This window comes from Streptomyces sp. NPDC002580 (assembly GCF_042889485.1).
GTDB lineage: Bacteria > Actinomycetota > Actinomycetes > Streptomycetales > Streptomycetaceae > Streptomyces.
Genome location: NZ_JBIAQZ010000013.1, coordinates 58,449 through 77,558, shown reverse-complemented (window position 1 = coordinate 77,558; position 19,110 = coordinate 58,449). Strand labels below are relative to the sequence as shown.

General features: G+C 70.3%; 16 protein-coding genes and 1 riboswitch. Of the genes, 11 read left to right on the top strand and 5 right to left on the bottom strand.

Annotated elements, in window-relative coordinates; translation table 11 throughout:
* Window positions 1–16 precede the first annotated feature (16 nt).
* The 5 genes from ACFYW7_RS33315 (at window position 17) to ACFYW7_RS33295 (ending at window position 4,300) form a co-directional block, all read left to right on the top strand.
* The gene (locus ACFYW7_RS33315; RefSeq protein WP_389509292.1) at window positions 17–286 is read left to right on the top strand and encodes a hypothetical protein; all 270 of its coding nucleotides are present in this window, start codon (window positions 17–19) and stop codon (window positions 284–286) included.
* Entirely contained in the window at window positions 283–1,434 is a 1,152-nt protein-coding gene (locus ACFYW7_RS33310; protein ID WP_389509290.1) for a sensor histidine kinase, read from the top strand. The genes ACFYW7_RS33315 and ACFYW7_RS33310 overlap by 4 nt, the downstream gene beginning before the upstream one ends.
* Window positions 1,431–2,117, top strand: coding sequence for a response regulator (locus ACFYW7_RS33305; RefSeq protein ID WP_389509288.1), 687 nt, complete (start codon window positions 1,431–1,433; stop codon window positions 2,115–2,117). Before ACFYW7_RS33310 ends, ACFYW7_RS33305 begins: the two co-directional genes overlap by 4 nt.
* Window positions 2,118–2,222: 105 nt before the next feature.
* On the top strand, window positions 2,223–2,711 hold the full coding sequence (locus tag ACFYW7_RS33300) for a DUF485 domain-containing protein (RefSeq protein ID WP_389509286.1): 489 nt from the start codon (window positions 2,223–2,225) through the stop codon (window positions 2,709–2,711).
* Entirely contained in the window at window positions 2,708–4,300 is a 1,593-nt protein-coding gene (locus tag ACFYW7_RS33295) for a cation acetate symporter (protein ID WP_389509284.1), read from the top strand. Before ACFYW7_RS33300 ends, ACFYW7_RS33295 begins: the two co-directional genes overlap by 4 nt.
* A 415-nt stretch (window positions 4,301–4,715) precedes the next feature.
* On the opposite strand, the gene ACFYW7_RS33290 is transcribed toward ACFYW7_RS33295, so the two are convergent.
* Together ACFYW7_RS33290 and ACFYW7_RS33285 are read right to left on the bottom strand one after the other, a co-directional pair.
* On the bottom strand, window positions 4,716–5,660 hold the full coding sequence (locus ACFYW7_RS33290; protein WP_389509282.1) for a sucrase ferredoxin: 945 nt from the start codon (window positions 5,658–5,660) through the stop codon (window positions 4,716–4,718).
* A 190-nt stretch (window positions 5,661–5,850) separates the two neighbouring features.
* A complete protein-coding gene (locus tag ACFYW7_RS33285; protein ID WP_389509280.1) occupies window positions 5,851–7,110 on the bottom strand; it encodes a citrate/2-methylcitrate synthase in 1,260 nt (419 codons plus the stop codon).
* 97 nt (window positions 7,111–7,207) lie between these two features.
* Between ACFYW7_RS33285 and ACFYW7_RS33280 the strand changes: the two genes are divergently transcribed.
* Window positions 7,208–8,374 carry a citrate synthase/methylcitrate synthase gene (locus ACFYW7_RS33280; RefSeq protein ID WP_389509278.1) on the top strand — a complete coding sequence of 389 codons (1,167 nt, stop codon included), beginning with the start codon at window positions 7,208–7,210 and terminating at the stop codon, window positions 8,372–8,374.
* Window positions 8,375–8,930: 556 nt separating this feature from the next.
* On the opposite strand, the gene ACFYW7_RS33275 is transcribed toward ACFYW7_RS33280, so the two are convergent.
* Together ACFYW7_RS33275 and ACFYW7_RS33270 are read right to left on the bottom strand one after the other, a co-directional pair.
* Window positions 8,931–9,167, bottom strand: a complete 237-nt coding sequence (locus ACFYW7_RS33275; protein WP_389509276.1) for a hypothetical protein — start codon at window positions 9,165–9,167, stop codon at window positions 8,931–8,933.
* Between the two features lie 94 nt (window positions 9,168–9,261).
* Window positions 9,262–9,768, bottom strand: a complete 507-nt coding sequence (locus ACFYW7_RS33270) for a DUF6082 family protein (RefSeq protein ID WP_389509274.1) — start codon at window positions 9,766–9,768, stop codon at window positions 9,262–9,264.
* A 339-nt stretch (window positions 9,769–10,107) separates the two neighbouring features.
* Between ACFYW7_RS33270 and ACFYW7_RS33265 the strand changes: the two genes are divergently transcribed.
* Window positions 10,108–11,235 (top strand): CobW family GTP-binding protein, encoded by a 1,128-nt coding sequence (locus ACFYW7_RS33265; RefSeq protein WP_389509272.1) that lies wholly within the window; start codon window positions 10,108–10,110, stop codon window positions 11,233–11,235.
* Between the two features lie 7 nt (window positions 11,236–11,242).
* Here the strand turns inward: ACFYW7_RS33265 and ACFYW7_RS33260 are convergent, their stop codons facing one another.
* Window positions 11,243–13,702 (bottom strand): DNA topoisomerase (ATP-hydrolyzing) subunit A, encoded by a 2,460-nt coding sequence (locus ACFYW7_RS33260; protein WP_389509270.1) that lies wholly within the window; start codon window positions 13,700–13,702, stop codon window positions 11,243–11,245.
* 354 nt (window positions 13,703–14,056) lie between these two features.
* On the opposite strand from ACFYW7_RS33260, the gene ACFYW7_RS33255 reads away from it, so the two are divergent.
* The 4 genes from ACFYW7_RS33255 to ACFYW7_RS33240 all read left to right on the top strand — a co-directional run bounded on the left by ACFYW7_RS33255 (window position 14,057) and on the right by ACFYW7_RS33240 (window position 18,834).
* Window positions 14,057–15,403 carry a M16 family metallopeptidase gene (locus ACFYW7_RS33255; RefSeq protein ID WP_389509430.1) on the top strand — a complete coding sequence of 449 codons (1,347 nt, stop codon included), beginning with the start codon at window positions 14,057–14,059 and terminating at the stop codon, window positions 15,401–15,403.
* Window positions 15,400–16,788 carry a M16 family metallopeptidase gene (locus ACFYW7_RS33250; RefSeq protein ID WP_389509268.1) on the top strand — a complete coding sequence of 463 codons (1,389 nt, stop codon included), beginning with the start codon at window positions 15,400–15,402 and terminating at the stop codon, window positions 16,786–16,788. Before ACFYW7_RS33255 ends, ACFYW7_RS33250 begins: the two co-directional genes overlap by 4 nt.
* A 215-nt stretch (window positions 16,789–17,003) precedes the next feature.
* Window positions 17,004–17,164, top strand: a riboswitch (cyclic di-AMP (ydaO/yuaA leader).
* Between the two features lie 12 nt (window positions 17,165–17,176).
* Window positions 17,177–17,941 carry a M23 family metallopeptidase gene (locus ACFYW7_RS33245; RefSeq protein WP_389509266.1) on the top strand — a complete coding sequence of 255 codons (765 nt, stop codon included), beginning with the start codon at window positions 17,177–17,179 and terminating at the stop codon, window positions 17,939–17,941.
* Window positions 17,942–18,138: 197 nt separating this feature from the next.
* Window positions 18,139–18,834 (top strand): GntR family transcriptional regulator, encoded by a 696-nt coding sequence (locus ACFYW7_RS33240; RefSeq protein WP_389509265.1) that lies wholly within the window; start codon window positions 18,139–18,141, stop codon window positions 18,832–18,834.
* Window positions 18,835–19,110: the final 276 nt, after the last annotated feature.

Sequence of the window (19,110 nt, the reverse complement as noted above, 5' to 3'; positions counted from 1 at the left end):
TTCACGGAGGCCGCTCATGTCCGGGCTTGTCGACGCTGGGGTGATCCGCGCCGTCGCCGCGCTGGTGATCGCACGCCGGCTCCGTGCGCACCGGATCGATGTGGACGGGCGCTGGTGGATCGGGCCCGCCGTTCTCGCCTTCCTGGCGTTCCGCGGCGCCGGTCCGATCGACCCGCACCACGAGGTCGAAGCGTCGATCCTGCTGTGCGCGGAGCTGCTGCTCGGCCTGGCGGCCACCCTGCTGGCCCGTTCCGCGCTGGTGGCCCGGCGGGAGGAGCGCGTATGACGGACGGCATGTGGATGCGCTGGCCCTCCCGTGAGGCACTCTCACGGGCAGGCGTGCACAAGGCGCGTCGTGTGCTCACCCGGGTGGTCCGCGCTGTCGCCCTCGCCGCGATCGTCGCGACGACTCTCATGAACACCGAGCTGCGTGGCTGGGCCCTCGCCGGAGGCATGGCCGGGATCGCGGCCTGCGGGATTCTCGCCTGGGGGTTCTGGCGGACCACGCTGGAACATCGGCTGCTGCCGTCCCTGGGGCTGCTCGCCCCGCTGCTGGTGATCGCCGTGGTGGGTCAGGGTGTGGGCTTCCGGGTGCCGGCGCTCGTCCTGTGGTGCGCGTGTGCCGTCAGCGCGATGGAACGGCTGCCTCTCGCGGCGGCGCTGCCCGCCACCGCGGTGGCGCTGGGCGGGTACGCGGTGGTCAACGACGACGCCTGGCCGACGACCGTGGCCACCACTGTGGGGCTGGCCCTCGCGGGGTACGTGCTGCGCCTCGACGCGGAGGCTCGGGGCAGTGCGCAGCGGCTGCTGACGCAGGAGCGCGCGGCGCGGGCGGCCGAGGCGGAGTCGGCGGCGCTCGCGGAGCGCTCGAGGATCGCTCGGGAGATCCACGACGTGCTGGCCCACAGTCTCTCGGCGCAACTCGTGCATCTGGAGGCGGCGAGGCTGCTCATCGAGAGGGGAGCGGACCGGGAGACGATCCTCGGACGGGTCGTGGCGGCTCGGGGAATGGCCCGTGAGGGCCTCGCGGAGACCCGCCAGGCACTCTCCGCGCTCCGGGGCGAGATGTCGCCCCTGGAGGACTTCCTGAGCGCGCTCGTCACCACCGCCGACCGCGCCGATGTCACGGTGACGGGCGAGCGCCGGGCGCTGCCGGCCGAGGCCTCGCAGGCGGTACGCAGAGTCGCGCAGGAGGCGTTGACGAACGTGCGCAAGCACGCTCCGGGCGCCAAGATCCGCATCTCGTTGGACTACGGCGGGCACGAAGTGACGCTGGACGTGCGGGACTCGGGCGGAGAGCCGGGCGAACTGGGCGGCTCCGGAGCCGGGTACGGTCTGCTGGGCATGCGGGAGCGTGCCGAGCTGCTGGGCGGCTCGCTGGATGCCGGACCGGGCGAGGAGGGGTTCGTGGTGACGCTGAAGGTGCCGGTATGACCGAGCGGGACGACGCCGGGAGGCCGGCGCGCGTCGTGGTCGCCGACGACCAGACGGTCGTGCGTGAAGGCATTGTGATGCTGCTGGGGCTGTTGCCGGGCATCGAGGTCGTCGGAGCGGCCGGTGACGGTGACGAGGCGGTGGAGCTCGTGGCCCGGCTGGCTCCGGACGTCGTGCTGATGGACCTGCGGATGCCCCGTTGCGACGGGGTCGAGGCGACACGGCGCATCCGTGCCGAACACCCCGGGACACAGGTCGTCGTGCTCACAACGTTCGGGGACGACGAGTCGTTGTTCCCCGCGCTGAAGGCCGGGGCCCGCGGTTATCTGACCAAGGACGCGGGAGGCGACGAGATCGTGCGGGCGGTGGAAAGCGTGCTCTCCGGGGACGCCGGGCTCTCACCGAGTGTCCAACGGCGGCTTCTGGAACGGCTGTCGGAACCGGAGCCGACACCCGGCCCGCCCGCCGAGACCCCGGACGGGCTCACCTCGCGCGAGACCGAGGTGCTCCTGCTGATCGCCGAGGGCCTCAGCAACCAGGAGATCGCCCGCAGACTGCACGTGTCCACGGCCACCGTGAAGACCCACATCAACAATCTCTTCGCCAAGACCGGTCTCAAGGATCGTGCTCAGGCGGTTCGTTACGCCTACGGGAAGGGTCTCGTGCGGCCGCCGACAAGGTGAAGTCACCTGATGGGGTGAAGAGCGCGGGGAGAAGAGTCCGGGATCTTCCCGATCTGCCCATCCTTGGGCACGCGGCCGAAACGGGTCGCGGACAAGGAGAGTTCGGTGGACAAGCACGACGGCGACGGCGCCGGGGAAGTCCGGTTCGACGACCCCTGGTACGACGCGCTCGCTTCCGGCTGGGGTGAGTTGGACGGCACGGGTGCGCTCGCTCCCGTCGTTCCGGCTCCCCGCTCGGAGCACGAAGGACGAATCGGCGGGGCGGCCGACGTCTATCTGGAGGTGCAGCGCAGTGCCGCCTTCCAGGATGTGCGCGGCAGGTACCGCAGGTTCGTCATCCCGGCCGTCGCCGTCTTCTTCCCCTGGTACGTGGGCTATGTCGTGACCGCGACGACGGCGCCGGGGTTCATGGCGCGCCCGGTGGTCGGTGTGGTGAACATCGGGCTTCTCGCGGGGCTCGGGCAGTTCCTCACGACGTTCCTGTTCGCGTGGGCGTACGCGCGGCACGCGCGGTTGCGCAGGGACCGGGCCGCACTGGATCTGCGCTGGGACACCCAGGAGCTGACGCGGAACGTCAGAGGTGGTGAGCGGTGAGCGGCAACCATCAGACGCTGGCGCTGCTGCTGTTCAGCGCGTTCGTCGCCGTGACGCTGGCGATCACGACATGGGTGAGTCGTCATCGGCATGGTTCGGCCGAGGAGTTCTATGTCGGCGGCCGGTTGTTCTCGCCGATGGAGAATGGTTTTGCCATCTCTGGTGACTATATGTCCGCCGCGTCCTTCCTCGGGGTGACGGGGCTCATCGCGCTGTACGGCTACGACGGGCTGCTGTACGTCGTGGGATTTCTGGTGGCCTGGCTGGTCGTCCTGTTCCTGGTCGCCGAACTGGTGCGCAACTGCGGGCGGTTCACACTCGCCGACGTCGTCGCGGCCAGGATGGAGGAGCGGCCGGTGCGGATCGCGGCCGGAACCTCCTCGGTGACGGTGTCCGTTCTCTATCTGGTGGCACAGATGGTGGGCGCGGGCACCCTGGTCTCGTTGCTTCTGGGAGGCACGAGCGAGGCGGCGCGCAACTGGACGGTGATCGGCGTCGGCGCGCTCATGGTGATCTACGTGTCGATGGGAGGGATGCGGGCGACCACCTGGATCCAGATCGTCAAGGCGGTCCTGCTGCTGAGCGGAGCCCTCGGACTCACCGTGCTGGTCCTGATGCGGTTTCACGGGGACGTCAACGAACTGCTGCGCTCGGCCGCGGGGCGCAGCGGCCACGGCAAGGCGTTCCTCGCGCCAGGGCTGAGGTACGGCGGTGACTGGACGTCGCGCTTCGACTTCATGAGCCTCGGGCTCGCGCTGGTGCTCGGCACGGCCGGACTGCCGCACATCCTCTCGCGCTTCTACACCGTGCCGACGGCACGAGCCGCCCGACGCTCGGTGCTGTGGGCGATCGGGCTCATCGGCGGCTTCTACCTGATGACGATCGTGCTGGGCTTCGGCGCGGCCGCCATCGTGGGTCCGGAGGCGGTGCGTGGATCCAACGCCGCGGGCAACACCGCGGTTCCGTTGCTGGCACTCGATCTGGGCGGTGGAGTCGACTCCACCGGGGGAACGGTTCTGTTCGCGGTCGTCGCCGCCATCGCCTTCGCCACCATTCTCGCGGTCGTCGCCGGAATCACCTTGGCGTCCTCGGCCGCCGTGGCACACGATCTGTACGCCTCGATGCGTCGTCGTCGTGCGAAGCCGCACAGCGAGGTCGCGGTGGCGCGCACCGCGTCGGTCGGCATCGGCGTGGTCGCCATCGCCCTGAGCCTGCTCGCCCGCGATCTCAACGTGGCCTTCCTGGTGGGCCTGGCCTTTGCCGTCGCCGCGTCCGCGAACCTGCCGGTGCTGCTGTACTCGCTGTTCTGGAGATCCTTCACGACGCGCGGTGCCGTCTGGGCCGTGTACGGAGGTCTCGTCCCCTCGCTGCTTCTCGTGCTGCTGTCGCCGGTGGTGTCGGGGAGCCCCGAATCGCTCTTCCCGGGAGTGGACTTCCAGTACTTCCCGCTCCAGAACCCGGGGCTCGTCTCGATCCCCCTGGGCTTCCTCGCGGGCTGGCTCGGCACCGTGAGCTCGGCGGAGCCGCCGGACGAGGCCAAACACGCCGAGATCGAGGTCCGAGCGCTCACGGGCGCCGGGGCCGTCTGAGGACGTCCGGGGCGGTGGACCCGACTGTCCCAGGACGTTGCCCGGGACCGCGTCGTGACGCGGGCCGCTGCCCGGGGCGTGCTGCTCGGTGGGGTTGTCGCGGTGTGCGCGCGAGGGACGTGCACACCGCGATCACGAGTCGTGGCTGCACTCCGTGGAGGGGCGGCCGTGGGCTCACGAGGCGCGTGGAGTGGACGTGCGGCGGAGGAAGGCGCGGGCGCCGGGCACCCCATGCGTAAGGGCGCCCCGAGCCTCCTGTTCCGCCGTTCTCGGGGGACGGAGGCGGGCGGGGGAGTAGGCCCTTCACCTCGAAGGGTTCCGGCGTGGATCTCTTGATCAACGTTGAGGTGCTCGGGGGCCTGACCGCTATGGATCAATGACCGGTGACCGTGTCCCGGCACCCGGACCGGACGGGTCAGCAGGCTACGGCGACCGCCGTCTCCTCCAACTGCCGTACGGCCACGGCGTCCATCCGCGCCGGTGAACCCAGCGCCGATCCGCAGCTTTCCGGGCGCGGTGGCAGTGAGGCACCCTGCGCGACGACGACACGCCACAGGCGGCCGTCGACGTGCGCGACGGTCACCTCCCAGCGCGGCGCGGTGCCGTCCGTTCGGACCACGGTCAGGACGCCGGCCGCGTGCTCTCCCGAAGCCGCCCGCACGGCCAGTTCGGCAGCCTGGCCGGGGCGGTCCCAGGCGGAGTTCCCGCGGCACCCCTCGGTGACCACACGGCCTTCGCGGGCGTCTTGGAGGATCTCCTTCACGGCGTGAGCCTCGGCGCGGCCGTACGCGTAGCCGTACGGCAGAACGAGCACGGTGGGCGAGAATCGATGGCCACCCAGATGGGTGACTTCCCAGGCGCCACTCACTCCGGAAGCGGCCAGCTCCGCCGCCAGGGGGCGTCCGAGCAGGGCGCAGCAGCGGTCGCGCTTGCCGTTGGTGCACACGAGCGCGAGCGGACCGCCCGTGTGGGGACGCCCGTGGAGGATCTCGTCGAACGAGCGCGGATCACCCGCGCCGAGTGCCGCGAAGTCGAGGTCGAGCGCCTGCTCGGGATCACGTGTCGTGGCGCCGTGCAGCCATACGTTTCCCGGACTGGTGTGCGCCGCGTACACATGCCGTTCGGCGGGCGTAGCGCGGTCGGCGTGACGCCCCGGACGGCGGATGAGAGCGACCCGTACCCCGGTGCCCTGGGCGGCCGCCTCAAGGGCGCGGCCGACCGCGGGGTCCAGGTGGCTCGAAGTGAGCGCCTTGGCACCCCAGGGTCCGGGCTGCTCGATCAGCAGCCATGTCCTCGCGGTGGCCGCGGTCCCCGCGAGGGGCTCGTCGAGGTGCCGCGACGCGGTCGTGCACATACTCACAGAGGTAAGCCTAACCTGGCTTCGCCGAGGGCACTTCCCGTGGTGTGCACGGGGGCGCGTCAGGGGTGGTCCGGGCGCGCTCGCAGGCGTGCGGTTGTACCTGGGGAGGAGAGATGCCTGCACGCGCCGCACTGCCGGTTCCCGCGCCGCAGGGCGTGCGCTGTCCGGCTGGTGAGCGTGTGCCGTGCGGCTAGTGAGGGAGCGGCCGTGGTGGCCGCTCGCCCACGTAGTGTCCGCTCGGTCGCATCCGCAAGGGGCGCTCGGCGTACTCCTCCAGGGTGTGGGCGATCCACCCAGCCGTCCGGGCCACGGCGAAGATCGTCTCTCCCGCGGAGGCCGGCATGCCGGAGGAGACGGTGAAGGCGGCCAGAGCGAGGTCGACGTTGGCGTGCAGAGGCGTGTGGCGGGCGGTGGTGGCCACCACGTCGCGGGCCGCCGCCAGGGCGGGTGCGGCGCCCGGCACCTCCTCAAGGAGGGCGAACAGGGCACGCGCGCGGGGATCCTCGCCGGGGTAGAGCCGGTGACCGAGGCCGGGGACGCGACGTCCGGCGCGCAGTTCGTCGGCGATCACGGGAGCGGCGGTGCCCTGGTCCAGGACGTCGAGAAGCAATCGGTGGGCGAGTCCGCTGGCCGCTCCGTGCAGGGGCCCTTCGAGAACGCCGAGGCCCGCCGAGACGGCCGCGTACGCGTGGGCGCGGGCCGACGCCGCGACCCGGACCGCCAGCGTCGAAGCGGCCAGGTCGTGGTCGACGAGGAGCCCGAGCGCCGTGTCCAGCACGCGCAGTGACGCGTCGTCGGCCACGCGCCCGGTGAGCCGTGCCCAGAGCCGAGGTGCCAGCGGGCCCTCGTCGCGGTGGTCGTGGCGTACGAGGGGAAGCGCGGCGACGAGGGTGGGGATGAGCGTGCGCCCGGTGCCGAGGACGGCGTCCTCGGAAAGGTCGAAGCGCAGGGGGTCGGCCGCCGCGGCGGCGATCGCCGCGACGCGCAGCCGGTCGGTCGGGCCACTGTGCTCGGGCAGCGCGTCGACGCTGCGCCGGGCGGTGGCCACGGACGCCTCCGGAGCTGTGAAGGTGATACCAGGGCGCAGTTCGCCGGTCCACAGCCATTCGGTGATCTCTTCGAAGGAGTACCGCGCGGCCAGTTCCGTCGCGTCGACGCCTCGGAAGTAGTAGCGGTCCTTGTCGATCAGGGTGATGCGGGTACGGACGGAGAGTTCGCCGCCGCTGCTCGAACCACCGCCGCCCTCCCTCCTGTTACGCCTGGCGAGAGCCTCCACCTCCTTGGCGTCGAAGGTGCTTCCGCGTCCACCCGGTTCCCGCCTGCTGCTGAGCTGACCGCGGCTCACATACGCGTACACGGTCTCCGGCTTCACGCCGAGCAGCTCGGCGGTCTCCTTGGTGCTGAGCCGTCGGTCCCCGTGCCCTGGTGTTGCCGCTACTCGATCCCTCATGAGCGCCACCGTATCCGTGGATCGTTGTATTGATTGAATCAACGTTGACAGTTATTGAGTCAATCATGGACAGTCGAATCAAGTTCAGGGAGGAAACATGCCGATCAACCGGGCCGCGTCCACTTCTGTCGATGTACCGCGAGGACTCGCGGGCGTCGTCGTCACCGACACCGAACTGGGTGACGTCAGGGGTCTGGAGGGCTTCTACCACTATCGCCAGTACTCGGCCGTCGACCTCGCGACCACTCGCCGATTCGAGGACGTCTGGCATCTGCTGGTCCACGGCGAACTGCCCGACGAGGTTCGCCGTGCCGCCTTCACCGCGAGCACCGCGAGGCTGCGGAGGCTGCCGGACGACGTACGCGCCGCACTGCCCGCCATCGCGGCCGCGACCGGCCCGTCGGGGCCGCTCGCGGGGCTGCGCACCGCACTGTCGCTGCTCGGAGCCTCGCTGGGTTTCCGTCCTGTGTACGACATCGACGCCGAGCGGCGTCGCGACGACAGCCTCGCGGCCGCGGCGGCCGTACCGACGCTGCTCACCGCGCTGTACCGGATCGGGCGGGGCCTGGAGCCGGTGGAGCCGCGTGAGGACCTGGGGTACGCCGCCAACTACTTGTACATGTTGACGGGCTCGGAGCCGGACGCGGCCCGTGCCCGTGCGGTTGAGCAATACCTCATCTCAACCATTGATCACGGATTCAACGCATCAACGTTCACGGCGAGGGTGATCGCGTCGACCGGCGCGGACATGGCGGCCTGTCTCGTGGGCGCGGTCGGGGCGCTCTCCGGGCCTCTCCACGGTGGCGCTCCCAGTCGTGCCCTGGACACGCTCGACGCGATCGGGACCCCCGACCGCATCGACGCCTGGATCCGCGCGCGGGTGCTCGCCGGCGATCGCATCATGGGCTTCGGGCACCCCGTCTACCGCACGGAGGACCCCCGTTCGCGCATGCTCCGCGGGATGGCCCAGGGGTTCGGCGGACCGCTCGTCGACTTCGCCGTCGAAGTGGAGCGGCAGGTGGTGGCGATCCTGGCCGAACTCAAACCAGGCCGTGAACTGCACACGAACGTGGAGTTCTACGCCGGTGTGGTCATGGAACTCTGTGGGCTGCCCCGAGAGATGTTCACCCCCACGTTCGCCGCCGCCCGCGTGGTCGGCTGGAGCGCCAACATCCTGGAACAGGCGCAGGACTCGAAGATCATCCGTCCGGCCGCCCGATATGCGGGGCCGCCCGCGCCTCAGCCGGTGCCCGCGGCGGCCTGACCATGGAGCGGCACGTGGCCCGGAGCTCCACTCAGGGGTGAACGCGCTCCGACGTCGATCTCCGCGAGAGCGAACACGAAGAGGCGGAGGATCCGGACCCGGCCTTCGGGGGCTGGACTGTCCTGGGGCGTCGGATACGGCTTCTGGTCGGCTGCCGCTCGTGCAGTGTGCCGCCCGTGCCGCCTGTGCCTGCAGCGGCTCGGCCGGTCGACGCTCCAGGCCGTGTGGCCTGACGTCGCACCCGCGTCCGCTCCCCGCGAGCGCTGTGCGTGGCGCGGGCCCCTGAGCGGCGCGCGGACCTGCCGGCCCGGTGGCGCACTCCGTCGTGGCGGCCATGATTTCGGAGCGGTTCGCACCGACGGGTGAACGCGGTCTGTGTGGTGCCGGGGGTGGGGATGCGTGAGGCCCGGAGCCGATCTGGCGCCGGGCCTGGCAGGGAGTCGTCGAGGAGGCCTGGTGATGTGCCGCTCGGTCGAGGTCCCGGAGCCGCGTGCTGGTGGCGAGCTCCGAGGTACGGGGCCGGGGAGTCAGGGGTGAACTCCCGGCCGAGCGCGTTCTAGGCGTCGGGGATGTCGGCCTTGGCGCGGATGAGCGTTTCGCGGTTGACGATCACGATGCGCTCGTAGTCGGCGCGTCCGGCGTCCGCGGGGAGTTCACTCTCGAGATCCGCGGTGGCTTCCGTCCCGATGACCGCGAAGTTTCCGTCACTCAGTTCGAAGATGTCGGGGCAGGTCTCGCCGGTGTTGCAGCCGCGCTCGCGGGGAGGCACGCCGATGCGACGCACGATTTTCAAGGGGGATCCCGGTCCTCATGACAGTAGGGCGTAAGGGCTGGGACAGATTACTGCTTGTGATCGGTCGTGTGGCACGGTCGTAGCCCAACCGGCCCTAAGGCGTGGGCGGTTCGCCCACGACCCACCATTCCTCCGTGTCCGCCTCGTTCAGATCCCGGACCAGGCCGTCCATCATCCGGCCCACACGCGCTTCCGCCGACAAAGGATCGAGGCTCTCCCGGTGGTGACGTGTGGCCTCCCAGTAGCCGCGGAACGGGTCGCTCTGGCACAGCACGCGAAGCTGTCCGTGAAGCTCCTGCCAGGTGACGTTCCCTGTGAAGTACGCGTTCAGGATGCTCGTGTACAGGGCGTTGGAGAACAGGTACTGGCGGCGCAGTCTGGGGCGGTCCTCCACGGGTTCACCGCCGAGGTCGACGGTACTCAGCACCGCCGCCAGTTCGGGGTCGTCGATGGCTTTGCTCAGCAGGTGGAGATTCACGCGGTGCTGCTCCACGCGAAGGCGCAGTTCGTGCTGCCTGCGCTGCTGGACGGTCAGGAGGACGAGCGCCCCGGCAGTGAAGGCGAGACCGACGGTGGCCGCCGAGGTCCACCCTCCTGTCATGCCGCTTTGTGTGGCCATGTCAACCCCCGAATCAGGCGACCGTCCGCCGGTCGTCGGTTGTGGGGCGGCAGGGAGCGGACCGGCGAGCGGTGGGCGACGCGCTTGCCGTCTCCCAGTGTTGCCGAGCTGCTCTGATCGGCAGGGAGGCGGAGAGGAGGCGCACGGAGGGATGTGCGAGTCGCGTTCACCGGCGCCATGTCCAACGTGTGCCCCGCGAGCGCCGCTAACAATCGTTCACTTCGGGGCGTTTCCTCCCACTCGTATGCTGGGGTCGGTATTCGTTCCCCGTGTGAGCGCCGGTCCCGTGAGCCGGTGCGCGCACCGGATCAGAGAGGGCGCATGGTGAGTCGGTCCAGTTCCCGGCAGATCCCGGTCATCGTTCTCGCCGGCTTCCTGGGTTCCGGCAAGACCACATTGCTCAACCACCTTCTGCACCGCGGCGGCGGCACCCGTGTCGGAGCCGTCGTCAACGACTTCGGGGCCATCGAGATCGACGCCATGGCGGTGGCCGGAGCGCTCGGTGACTCCACGGTCTCGCTCGGCAACGGGTGTCTGTGCTGTGCGGTCGATGTCGGTGAGCTTGATCAATATCTGGATCGGCTCGCTCAACCCTCCGCCCGCATCGACGTCATCGTCATCGAGGCGAGCGGGCTCGCCGAGCCGCAGGAACTCGTCCGCATGGTGCTCGCCAGCGAGCACCCGGGCATCGTGTACGGAGGGCTCGTCGAGGTCGTCGACGCCGCCGAGTTCGACGGCACTCGCGAGAAGCACCCCGAGATCGACAGACACCTCGCCCTGGCCGATCTCGTCGTCGTCAACAAGTTCGACCGGGCCGACGACGGTGAACGCGTGCTGCGCGTCGTCCGGGAACTCGCCGACCGCGCCGCCGTCGTCCCGGCCACCTACGGCCGGGTCGATCCGGAGTTCCTCTTCGACTGCCGTCCCAGCGAGGAACGCATCGGTCAGCTGTCCTTCGACGATCTCCACGACCAGGACGACCACGAAGAGGACGACCGTGAGGAGGGCGACGGCGAGGAGGAGGGCCGCGGGGAGGGCGGTCCGGGAGGGAGCGGCCGTCAGAGGCGCGGCCACTCCGGCCATCTGCACTCCGGCTACGAATCCCTCTCCTTCACCTCCGAAGTGCCGCTGGGCCCAAGACGGTTGATGACCTTCCTCGACAGCAGGCCCGAAGGGCTCTACCGGATCAAGGGGTACGTCGACTTCGGCGTCCAGGACACCCGCAACCGGTACGCCGTGCACGCCGTCGGGCGGTTCCTCCGCTTCTACCCGGAACCCTGGGCCGGTCCGGACGGGCGGCTCACCGAGCTCGTCCTCATCGGCTCCGGGATCGACGTGGCGGCGCTGTCCAAGGAACTGGAGGCATGCAAGGAGGACGCCCCACACGCCGACGAACACAGCATGTGGGGCGTCCTCCGCTACGTGCAGGAGCCGAGCCCGGAGGGCTGACCGGGGGCTAGAAGGGGCCGGCGACCACCGACACCGGCTTGCCCAGCGACACGCCCGAACCGTCGCGGCGCGGGTCGATCTCCGGCAGGTCGACCGGCAGGCCGGTCTTCTGCGCCGCGCGTCCCGGCGTCGGGCCGGCCCAGGCCAGCGACAGGCAGTCCTCGCCCTTCAGGAACCGCTGGCAGCGCACACCGCCCGTGGCGCGGCCCTTGCGCGGGTACTGGTCGAAGGGGGTGAGCTTGGCCGTGGTCTGGACGGAGTCGTCCAGGGTCCCCCGTGAGCCCGCCACGGTGAACACGACCGCGTCGACCGCCGGGTCGACGGCCGTGAAGGAGATCACCTTCGCGCCCTCGGTCAGCTTGACGCCCGCCATGCCGCCCGCGGCGCGCCCCTGCGGGCGAACCTGCGAGGCCTGGAAGCGCAGCAGTTGGGCGTCGTCCGTGATGAAGACCAGGTCCTCCTCGCCGGTGCGCAGCTCGATCGCGCCGACGATCCGGTCGCCGTCCTTGAGGGTGATGACCTCCAACTCCTCCTTGTTCGAGGGGTAGTCGGGCACCACACGTTTCACGACACCCTGCGCCGTGCCGATGGCCAGGCCCGGTGACGCCTCGTCGAGTGTCGCCAGGCAGATCACCGTCTCGTCGGGCTCCAGGGCGGACAGGAACTCCGAGACCGGAGCGCCCCCGGAGAGATTGGGGGCCGACACCGTCTCGGGCAGTTGCGGGAGGTCGATCACGTTCAGGCGGAGGAGGCGGCCCAGGGACGTCACGGCGCCGATCTCACCGCGTGCCGTGGAGCGCACCGCGGAGACGATCACGTCGTGCTTGGTGCGCTTGGCGTCGGTGTCCTCCCCGAAGGGGTCGGCGGTCGCCGTACGCGCCAGCAGGCCCGTCGAGGACAGCAGGACCCGGCACGGGTCGTCGGCGACCTGGAGAGAGACGGTCGCGGCGGGGCTGCCCGCGGACTCCAGGAGCACCGTGCGCCGGTCGGTGCCGAACTTCTTGGCCACCGCGGCCAGTTCGCCCGAGACCAGCTTGCGCAGCTCCGCGTCCGAATCCAGGATGCCGGTCAGCTCGTCGATCTCGCCGTTGAGCCGGTCGCGCTCCGACTCCAGCTCGATCCGGTCGAACCTGGTGAGGCGGCGCAGCGGCGTGTCCAGGATGTACTGCGTCTGGATCTCGGAGAGCGAGAAGTGCTCGATCAGGCGTTCCTTGGCCTGAGCCGAGTTGTCGCTGGAGCGGATGAGGCGGATGACCTCGTCGATGTCCAGGAGGGCGACGAGGAGACCCTCGACCAGGTGCAGCCGGTCGCGCTTCTTGCCGCGGCGGAACTCGCTGCGACGGCGCACGACGGTGAAGCGGTGGTCGAGGTAGACCTCCAGCAGCTCCTTGAGGCCCAGGGTGAGCGGCTGACCGTCCACCAGCGCCACGTTGTTGATGCCGAAGGACTCCTCCATCGGCGTCAGCTTGTAGAGCTGTTCGAGGACCGCCTCCGGCACGAAGCCGTTCTTGACCTCAATGACCAGGCGCAGTCCGTGCGAACGGTCGGTGAGGTCCTTGACGTCGGCGATGCCCTGGAGCTTCTTCGAACCGACCAGGTCCTTGATCTTGGCGATCACCTTCTCCGGGCCGACGGTGAAGGGCAGCTCGGTGACGACGAGGCCCTTGCGGCGCGCCGTGACGTCCTCCACCGACACCGTGGCGCGGATCTTGAAGGTGCCGCGGCCGTTCTCGTAGGCGTCCCTGATCCCGGAGAGGCCGACGATCCGGCCGCCGGTGGGCAGGTCGGGGCCCGGCACGTGCCGCATCAGCGTCTCGAGGTCGGCGCCCGGGTACCGGATGAGGTGGCGCGCGGCGGCGATGACCTCGCCGAGGTTGTGCGGCGGCATGTTGGTGGCCATGCCGACGGCGATCCCCGAGGAGCCGTTGACCAGGAGGTTCGGGAAGGCGGCCGGGAGGGCCACAGGCTCCCGCTCCTGGCCGTCGTAGTTGGGCGTGAAGTCGACCGTGTCCTCGTCGATCGACTCGGTCATCAACGACGTCGCGTCGGCCATCCGGGCTTCGGTGTAACGCATCGCGGCCGGCGGGTCGTCGTTGCCGAGCGAGCCGAAGTTGCCGTGGCCGTCGACCAGGGGCACCCGCATGGAGAAGGGCTGCGCGAGCCGCACCAGGGCGTCGTAGATCGACGCGTCACCGTGCGGGTGGAGCTTACCCATGACCTCGCCGACGACGCGGGCGCACTTCACGTAGCCGCGGTCGGGGCGCAGGCCCATCTCGTTCATCTGGTACACGATGCGACGGTGCACCGGCTTGAGGCCGTCGCGGGCGTCCGGCAGGGCTCGCGAGTAGATGACCGAGTACGCGTATTCGAGGAAGGAGCCCTGCATCTCGTCCACGACGTCGATGTCGAGGATCTTCTCCTCGTACGAGTCGTCGGGCGGCGGGGTCTTCGTGCTGCGGCGGGCCATCGCTGCTGCGGCTCCTTCACAGTCTCTGCCGGGGCATGAGCGGGTTCTGACGCGCACCATTGTGGACCGCCCCACTGACAACGTGGACCGCGACCCGTCCGTAGCGCCTCCGAGGGACGCTCCACGGGCGCCGCGGAGACCGCTTCCGAACGGCCCTCGGGCCCGGTGCCCGGCGGCCCCGGGGCCTCTGCGCGGTGGTGCTCGGAGGGTTCTCGGCAATATGTCAGGGACACGTGCAAGTCTCGCTCTCGGCGTACGAGGTGCGGGAACTTCGCCAGCTGTCCGCACGCTTGCATACAGTGGCAGGACCGACAGGAATGACGCAGTTCCGCGATCGAAGGGACGTACATGCCCATGGGTCACACGGCCACAGCTGAGGCAGGCTCCGGCGGCCTGACAGCGACCGAGCACCGCCTGGCCAACGGCCTGCGCGTGGTGCTCTCCGAGGACCATCTGACCCCGGTCGCGGCGGTGTGCCTCTGGTACGACGTCGGCTCGCGCCACGAGGTCAAGGGCCGGACCGGACTCGCCCACCTCTTCGAGCACCTGATGTTCCAGGGCTCCGGACAGGTGCACGGCAACGGTCACTTCGAACTCGTCCAGGGGGCCGGCGGCTCCCTCAACGGCACGACGAGCTTCGAGCGCACCAACTACTTCGAGACCATGCCGACCCATCAGCTGGAGCTCGCCCTCTGGCTGGAGGCCGACCGCATGGGTTCGCTGCTCGCGGCGCTGGACGACGAGTCCATGGAGAACCAGCGCGACGTCGTCAAGAACGAGCGCCGGCAGCGGTACGACAACGTCCCGTACGGCACCGCGTTCGAGAAGCTGACCGCGCTCTCGTACCCCGAGGGCCACCCGTACCACCACACGCCGATCGGGTCGATGGCGGACCTGGACGCGGCCACCCTGGAGGACGCCCGCGCGTTCTTCCGCACCTACTACGCGCCCAACAACGCGGTTCTGTCGGTCGTCGGGGACATCGATCCGGAGCAGACGCTGGCCTGGGTCGAGAAGTACTTCGGCTCCATCCCCGGGCACGACGGCAAGCCCGCGCCGCGCGACGGCTCGCTGCCCGACACCATCGGTGAGCAGCTGCGCGAGGTCGTCGAGGAAGAGGTCCCGGCGCGCGCCCTGATGGCCGCCTACCGGCTCCCGGAGGACGGCACGCGCGCGGCCGACGCGGCCGATCTGGCGCTGACCGTGCTCGGCGGCGGTGAGTCCTCCCGGCTCTACAACCGGCTGGTGCGCCGCGACCGTACGGCCGTCGCGGCAGGCTTCGGTCTGCTGCGGCTCGCCGGAGCGCCCTCCCTGGGGTGGCTGGACGTGAAGACGTCCGGTGACGTCGAGGTCCCGGTCATCGAGGCGGCCGTCGACGAGGAGCTCGCCCGGTTCGCCGCGGAGGGTCCCACGGCCGAGGAGATGGAGCGCGCGCAGGCCCAGTTGGAGCGCGAGTGGCTGGACCGGCTCGGCACCGTCGCCGGCCGCGCCGACGAACTGTGCCGGTACGCCGTCCTGTTCGGCGACCCCCAGCTCGCCCTGACCGCCGTGCAGCGTGTCCTGGACGTCACCGCGAAGGAGGTCCAGGAGATCGCCAAGGCTCGCCTGCGGCCCGACAACCGCGCGGTGCTCGTCTACGAGCCCACCGCCACCGAAGCCACCGACGCCGCTGACGAGACCGACGAGGAGGCGGCGAAGTGACCGAGCTCGCCCCCATGGACTTCCACCCGCAGCCCCAGGCCGGCCAGCCCAAGCCTTGGGCGTTCCCGGCCCCCCAGCGCGGCACCCTGGACAACGGTCTGACCGTGCTGCGCTGCCATCGCCCCGGTCAGCAGGTGGTGGCCGTCGAGGTGATCCTCGCAGCGCCCCTGGAGGCCGAGCCGGCGGGTCTGGACGGCATCGCCACGATCATGGCGCGGGCCTTCTCCGAGGGCACCGACAACCACTCGGCCGAGGACTTCGCCGCGGAGCTGGAGCGCTGCGGGGCCACGCTCGACGCGCACGCCGACCACCCCGGCGTACGTCTGTCCCTCGAAGTGCCCGTCTCGCGTCTGGCCAAGGCGCTCGGCCTGCTCTCCGACGCCCTGCGGGCACCCGCGTTCGCGGACAGCGAGGTCGAGCGGCTGGTGCGCAACCGGCTGGACGAGATCCCGCACGAGACGGCCAACCCGGCCCGTCGTGCCGGCAAGGAGCTCTCCAAGGAACTGTTCCCGGCGAGCGCGCGTATGTCGCGTCCGCGCCAGGGCAGCGAGGAGACCGTCCAGAAGATCGACTCCACGGCCGTACGCGCCTTCTACGAGAGGCACGTACGCCCCGCCACGGCCACCGCCGTCGTCGTGGGCGACCTGACCGGTGTCGATCTCGACGAGCTGCTCGGCGACACGCTCGGCTCCTGGACCGGTTCGCCCGCCGAGCCGCGTCCGGTGCCGCCGGTGAGCGCAGACGACACAGGCCGCGTGATCATCGTCGACCGCCCCGGCGCGGTCCAGACGCAGATCCTCATCGGGCGGGTCGGCGCCGACCGGCACGACCGTGTGTGGCCCGCGCAGGTGCTGGGCACCTACTGCCTCGGCGGCACGCTCACCTCCCGCCTGGACCGCGTCCTGCGCGAGGAGAAGGGCTACACCTACGGAGTGCGGGCCTTCGGCCAGGTCCTGCGCGCCGCGCCGGACGGCACCGGCGTCGCGATGCTCGCCATCAGCGGCTCCGTGGACACCCCGAACACCGGTCCGGCGCTCGACGACCTGTGGAAGGTGCTGCGCACCCTCGCGGCCGAGGGGCTGACCGACGCCGAGCGGGACGTCGCCGTGCAGAACCTGGTGGGGGTGGCGCCGCTCAAGTTCGAGACCGCTGCGGCTGTCGCGAGCACGCTCGCGGACCAGGTCGAGCAGTACCTGCCGGACGACTACCAGGCGACGCTGTATCAGCAGCTGGCCGCCACCGGCACCGTGGAGGCCACCGCCGCCGCCGTGAGCGCCTTCCCGACGGACCGTCTGGTGACCGTCCTGGTGGGCGACGCCGCGCAGATCGCGGAGCCCGTCAAGGCTCTCGGGATCGGTGAAGTCAGCGTGGTGACGGCCGAGTAGGGCCCGCGCGACCCGAGGGGCCCAGGTGACGTATGAGTCACCTGGGCCCCTTATTTTTCGGCCACCGCCCCCAAGATGTCCGCATTGGTACGGAGGTTGCCTTTCTGTCGTGTGGGATGCGCTACAAAAACCGTGATCTGTTTGTTGTTCGAAAGACACCGCGTTTAGCTTCGTTCCGACTGTTCGTCATGCAGTGCGCCGCGCCCGCGGCAACCGGACAGTCATCGCCGAGTCCCCGCATGGCGCGAGCCAGGGGAGCCGGGGACCCATACGTAGTCCCTGGGGTGAATCGGACGCCCTCCCCGGAGGGGGTCCGTAGGAGACCTTCCTGCTCCGAACCCGTCAGCTAACCCGGTAGGCGAGAGGGAAGGAAAGGATCAGCCCCTACATGGCGTTCTCCTGTGGCACCGGCAAGCACCGTCGTCCTGGCCGGACGCACAGCACCACCACGAGCGCCGTCGGCGTCGCGGCCCTCACCACCACCGGCGTCATCGGGACCCTGGCCGCTCCCGCGTTCGCCGCGGAGTCCCCCGTCGAGCGGACCGGGCTGACCCAGGCCGTCACCATCGGCGACTCGGTCGCGGACCAGATCGACGCCCAGGCGTTCGCGCAGCGGCTGGCCGCCGACGAGGCCGCCGCCCGGCAGCAGGCCATGCAGGAAGCCCGAAAGAACGCCGCCGAACAGGCGGCGAAGGCCCGCGCGGACAAGGAGCGCGCCGCCCGCGAGGCCGAGCGCAAGCGCCTGAACACCTTCGTCATGCCGATCAGCGGTTCGTACGTCTCCACCGGCTACGAGGCCACCAGCAGCCTCTGGTCCTCCGGCAGCCACACCGGCGTCGACTTCCACGCCGGACTCGGTACCCCGGTCCACGCGGTGGGTGCCGGCACGATCGTCACGACCGGTGACGGTGGCGCCTACGGCAATCAAGTCGTGATCAAGATGCACGACGGCACGTACACCATGTACGGCCACCTGTCGTCCATCGGTGTCTCCGTGGGCCAGACGGTCACTCCGGGACAGCAGATCGGACTGTCCGGGGACACCGGCAACACCACCGGACCGCACCTCCACTTCGAGGCTCGTACGACCGCCGAGTACGGCTCGGACATGAACCCGGTCGCGTACCTGCGCTCGCACGGCGTCAACCTCTGACGACCGCTTCGCCGCTTCTTCACCGCTTTCGATGCCCCGGCTCACCGAGCCGGGGCATCGTCGTTTCCGGAGTCGGTCTGTCCAAAAAATATCCATGGATTCAGGCCTGCCATCGGAAATTCCCGCCCGCTGCAATAGAGTCGCTGAACAAGCGTCAATCGATGGCGTTTCGCGGGGATTAAAGCGGAGGTCCGGTCATGCGTATTCCGGCGCACTCGGTATGCACGGCGATCCGTGACGACATCGTCGCCGGTGTCTACGAGCGTGGCGGCCGGCTGACCGAGGAACTGCTCGCGCGGCGCTACGGCGTCTCGCGCGTCCCCGTGCGCGAGGCGCTGCGCACGCTGGAGGCCGAGGGCTTCGTGGTCACCCGCCGGCACGCGGGCGCGTGCGTCGCGGAACCCACCGAGCAGGAGGCCGCGGACCTCCTGGAGATGCGCGTGCTGCTGGAACCGCTGGGCGCCGCGAAGGCCGCCCAGCGGCGCACCGAGGCCCACCTCAAGGTGCTCCGGGGTCTGGTCAGGCTGGGCCAGGAGCGTTCCAGGAGAGGGCACAGCGAGGATCTGCGCTCGCTGGGAGGCTGGTTCCACGAGACGCTCGCCCAGGCCTCCGGAAGCCCAGCGCTGACCTCCACGCTCGCCCAGCTGCGGCACAAGATCGCCTGGATGTACGCGGTGGAGGCGCCCGCCGACCCCGCGGCGTCCTGGGCGGAGCACGGAGGCATCGTGGACGCGGTCGCCCGCGGCGACGGTGAGCGGGCCCGTGCGATCACGGCCCTGCACGCCGAGCGTGCGACGTCCGCGCACCGGCTCCGCTTTCCGGGCGGGGGAGACCGGGCGGAACGTGTGAGAAGTTCGCAACATCCCGTAAACATGACGGGTCAGCGGCATTAACAAGGGCGCCGTATACAAAGAGATATTCGACCGGGGGCTTATTCCGCATGCCCTTTTGTCTGCGCTCCGGGAATTCCGGCGCGCTATTTTCGTGGCCGATACGCGAACGTTCGCGCGTGTCGAGGGCGGAATTCAAGGGCGGGGCACGGAAAACGGCTGAGCCGCGGCGCCCCCGGGCGGGGCGGGGCGGGGCAGCCCGGTGATTTGCGGCAGCCGCCGGGGCGGACACCGTAGCGGGGGGCACGGCGACCCCCCCCCCCGCCCGCGTAACCCCCC

What these genes read in the sequence shown, in the direction of transcription:
- ACFYW7_RS33260 (WP_389509270.1), bottom strand. Translation starts at nt 13,702, where the DNA reads ATGGCCCGCCGCAGCACGAAGACCCCGCCGCCCGACGACTCGTACGAG.
- ACFYW7_RS33240 (WP_389509265.1), top strand. Translation starts at nt 18,139, where the DNA reads ATGCGTATTCCGGCGCACTCGGTATGCACGGCGATCCGTGACGACATC.
- ACFYW7_RS33255 (WP_389509430.1), top strand. Translation starts at nt 14,057, where the DNA reads ATGGGTCACACGGCCACAGCTGAGGCAGGCTCCGGCGGCCTGACAGCG.
- ACFYW7_RS33270 (WP_389509274.1), bottom strand. Translation starts at nt 9,768, where the DNA reads ATGACAGGAGGGTGGACCTCGGCGGCCACCGTCGGTCTCGCCTTCACT.
- ACFYW7_RS33285 (WP_389509280.1), bottom strand. Translation starts at nt 7,110, where the DNA reads ATGAGGGATCGAGTAGCGGCAACACCAGGGCACGGGGACCGACGGCTC.
- ACFYW7_RS33265 (WP_389509272.1), top strand. Translation starts at nt 10,108, where the DNA reads ATGGTGAGTCGGTCCAGTTCCCGGCAGATCCCGGTCATCGTTCTCGCC.
- ACFYW7_RS33245 (WP_389509266.1), top strand. Translation starts at nt 17,177, where the DNA reads ATGGCGTTCTCCTGTGGCACCGGCAAGCACCGTCGTCCTGGCCGGACG.
- ACFYW7_RS33305 (WP_389509288.1), top strand. Translation starts at nt 1,431, where the DNA reads ATGACCGAGCGGGACGACGCCGGGAGGCCGGCGCGCGTCGTGGTCGCC.
- ACFYW7_RS33280 (WP_389509278.1), top strand. Translation starts at nt 7,208, where the DNA reads ATGCCGATCAACCGGGCCGCGTCCACTTCTGTCGATGTACCGCGAGGA.
- ACFYW7_RS33315 (WP_389509292.1), top strand. Translation starts at nt 17, where the DNA reads ATGTCCGGGCTTGTCGACGCTGGGGTGATCCGCGCCGTCGCCGCGCTG.
- ACFYW7_RS33310 (WP_389509290.1), top strand. Translation starts at nt 283, where the DNA reads ATGACGGACGGCATGTGGATGCGCTGGCCCTCCCGTGAGGCACTCTCA.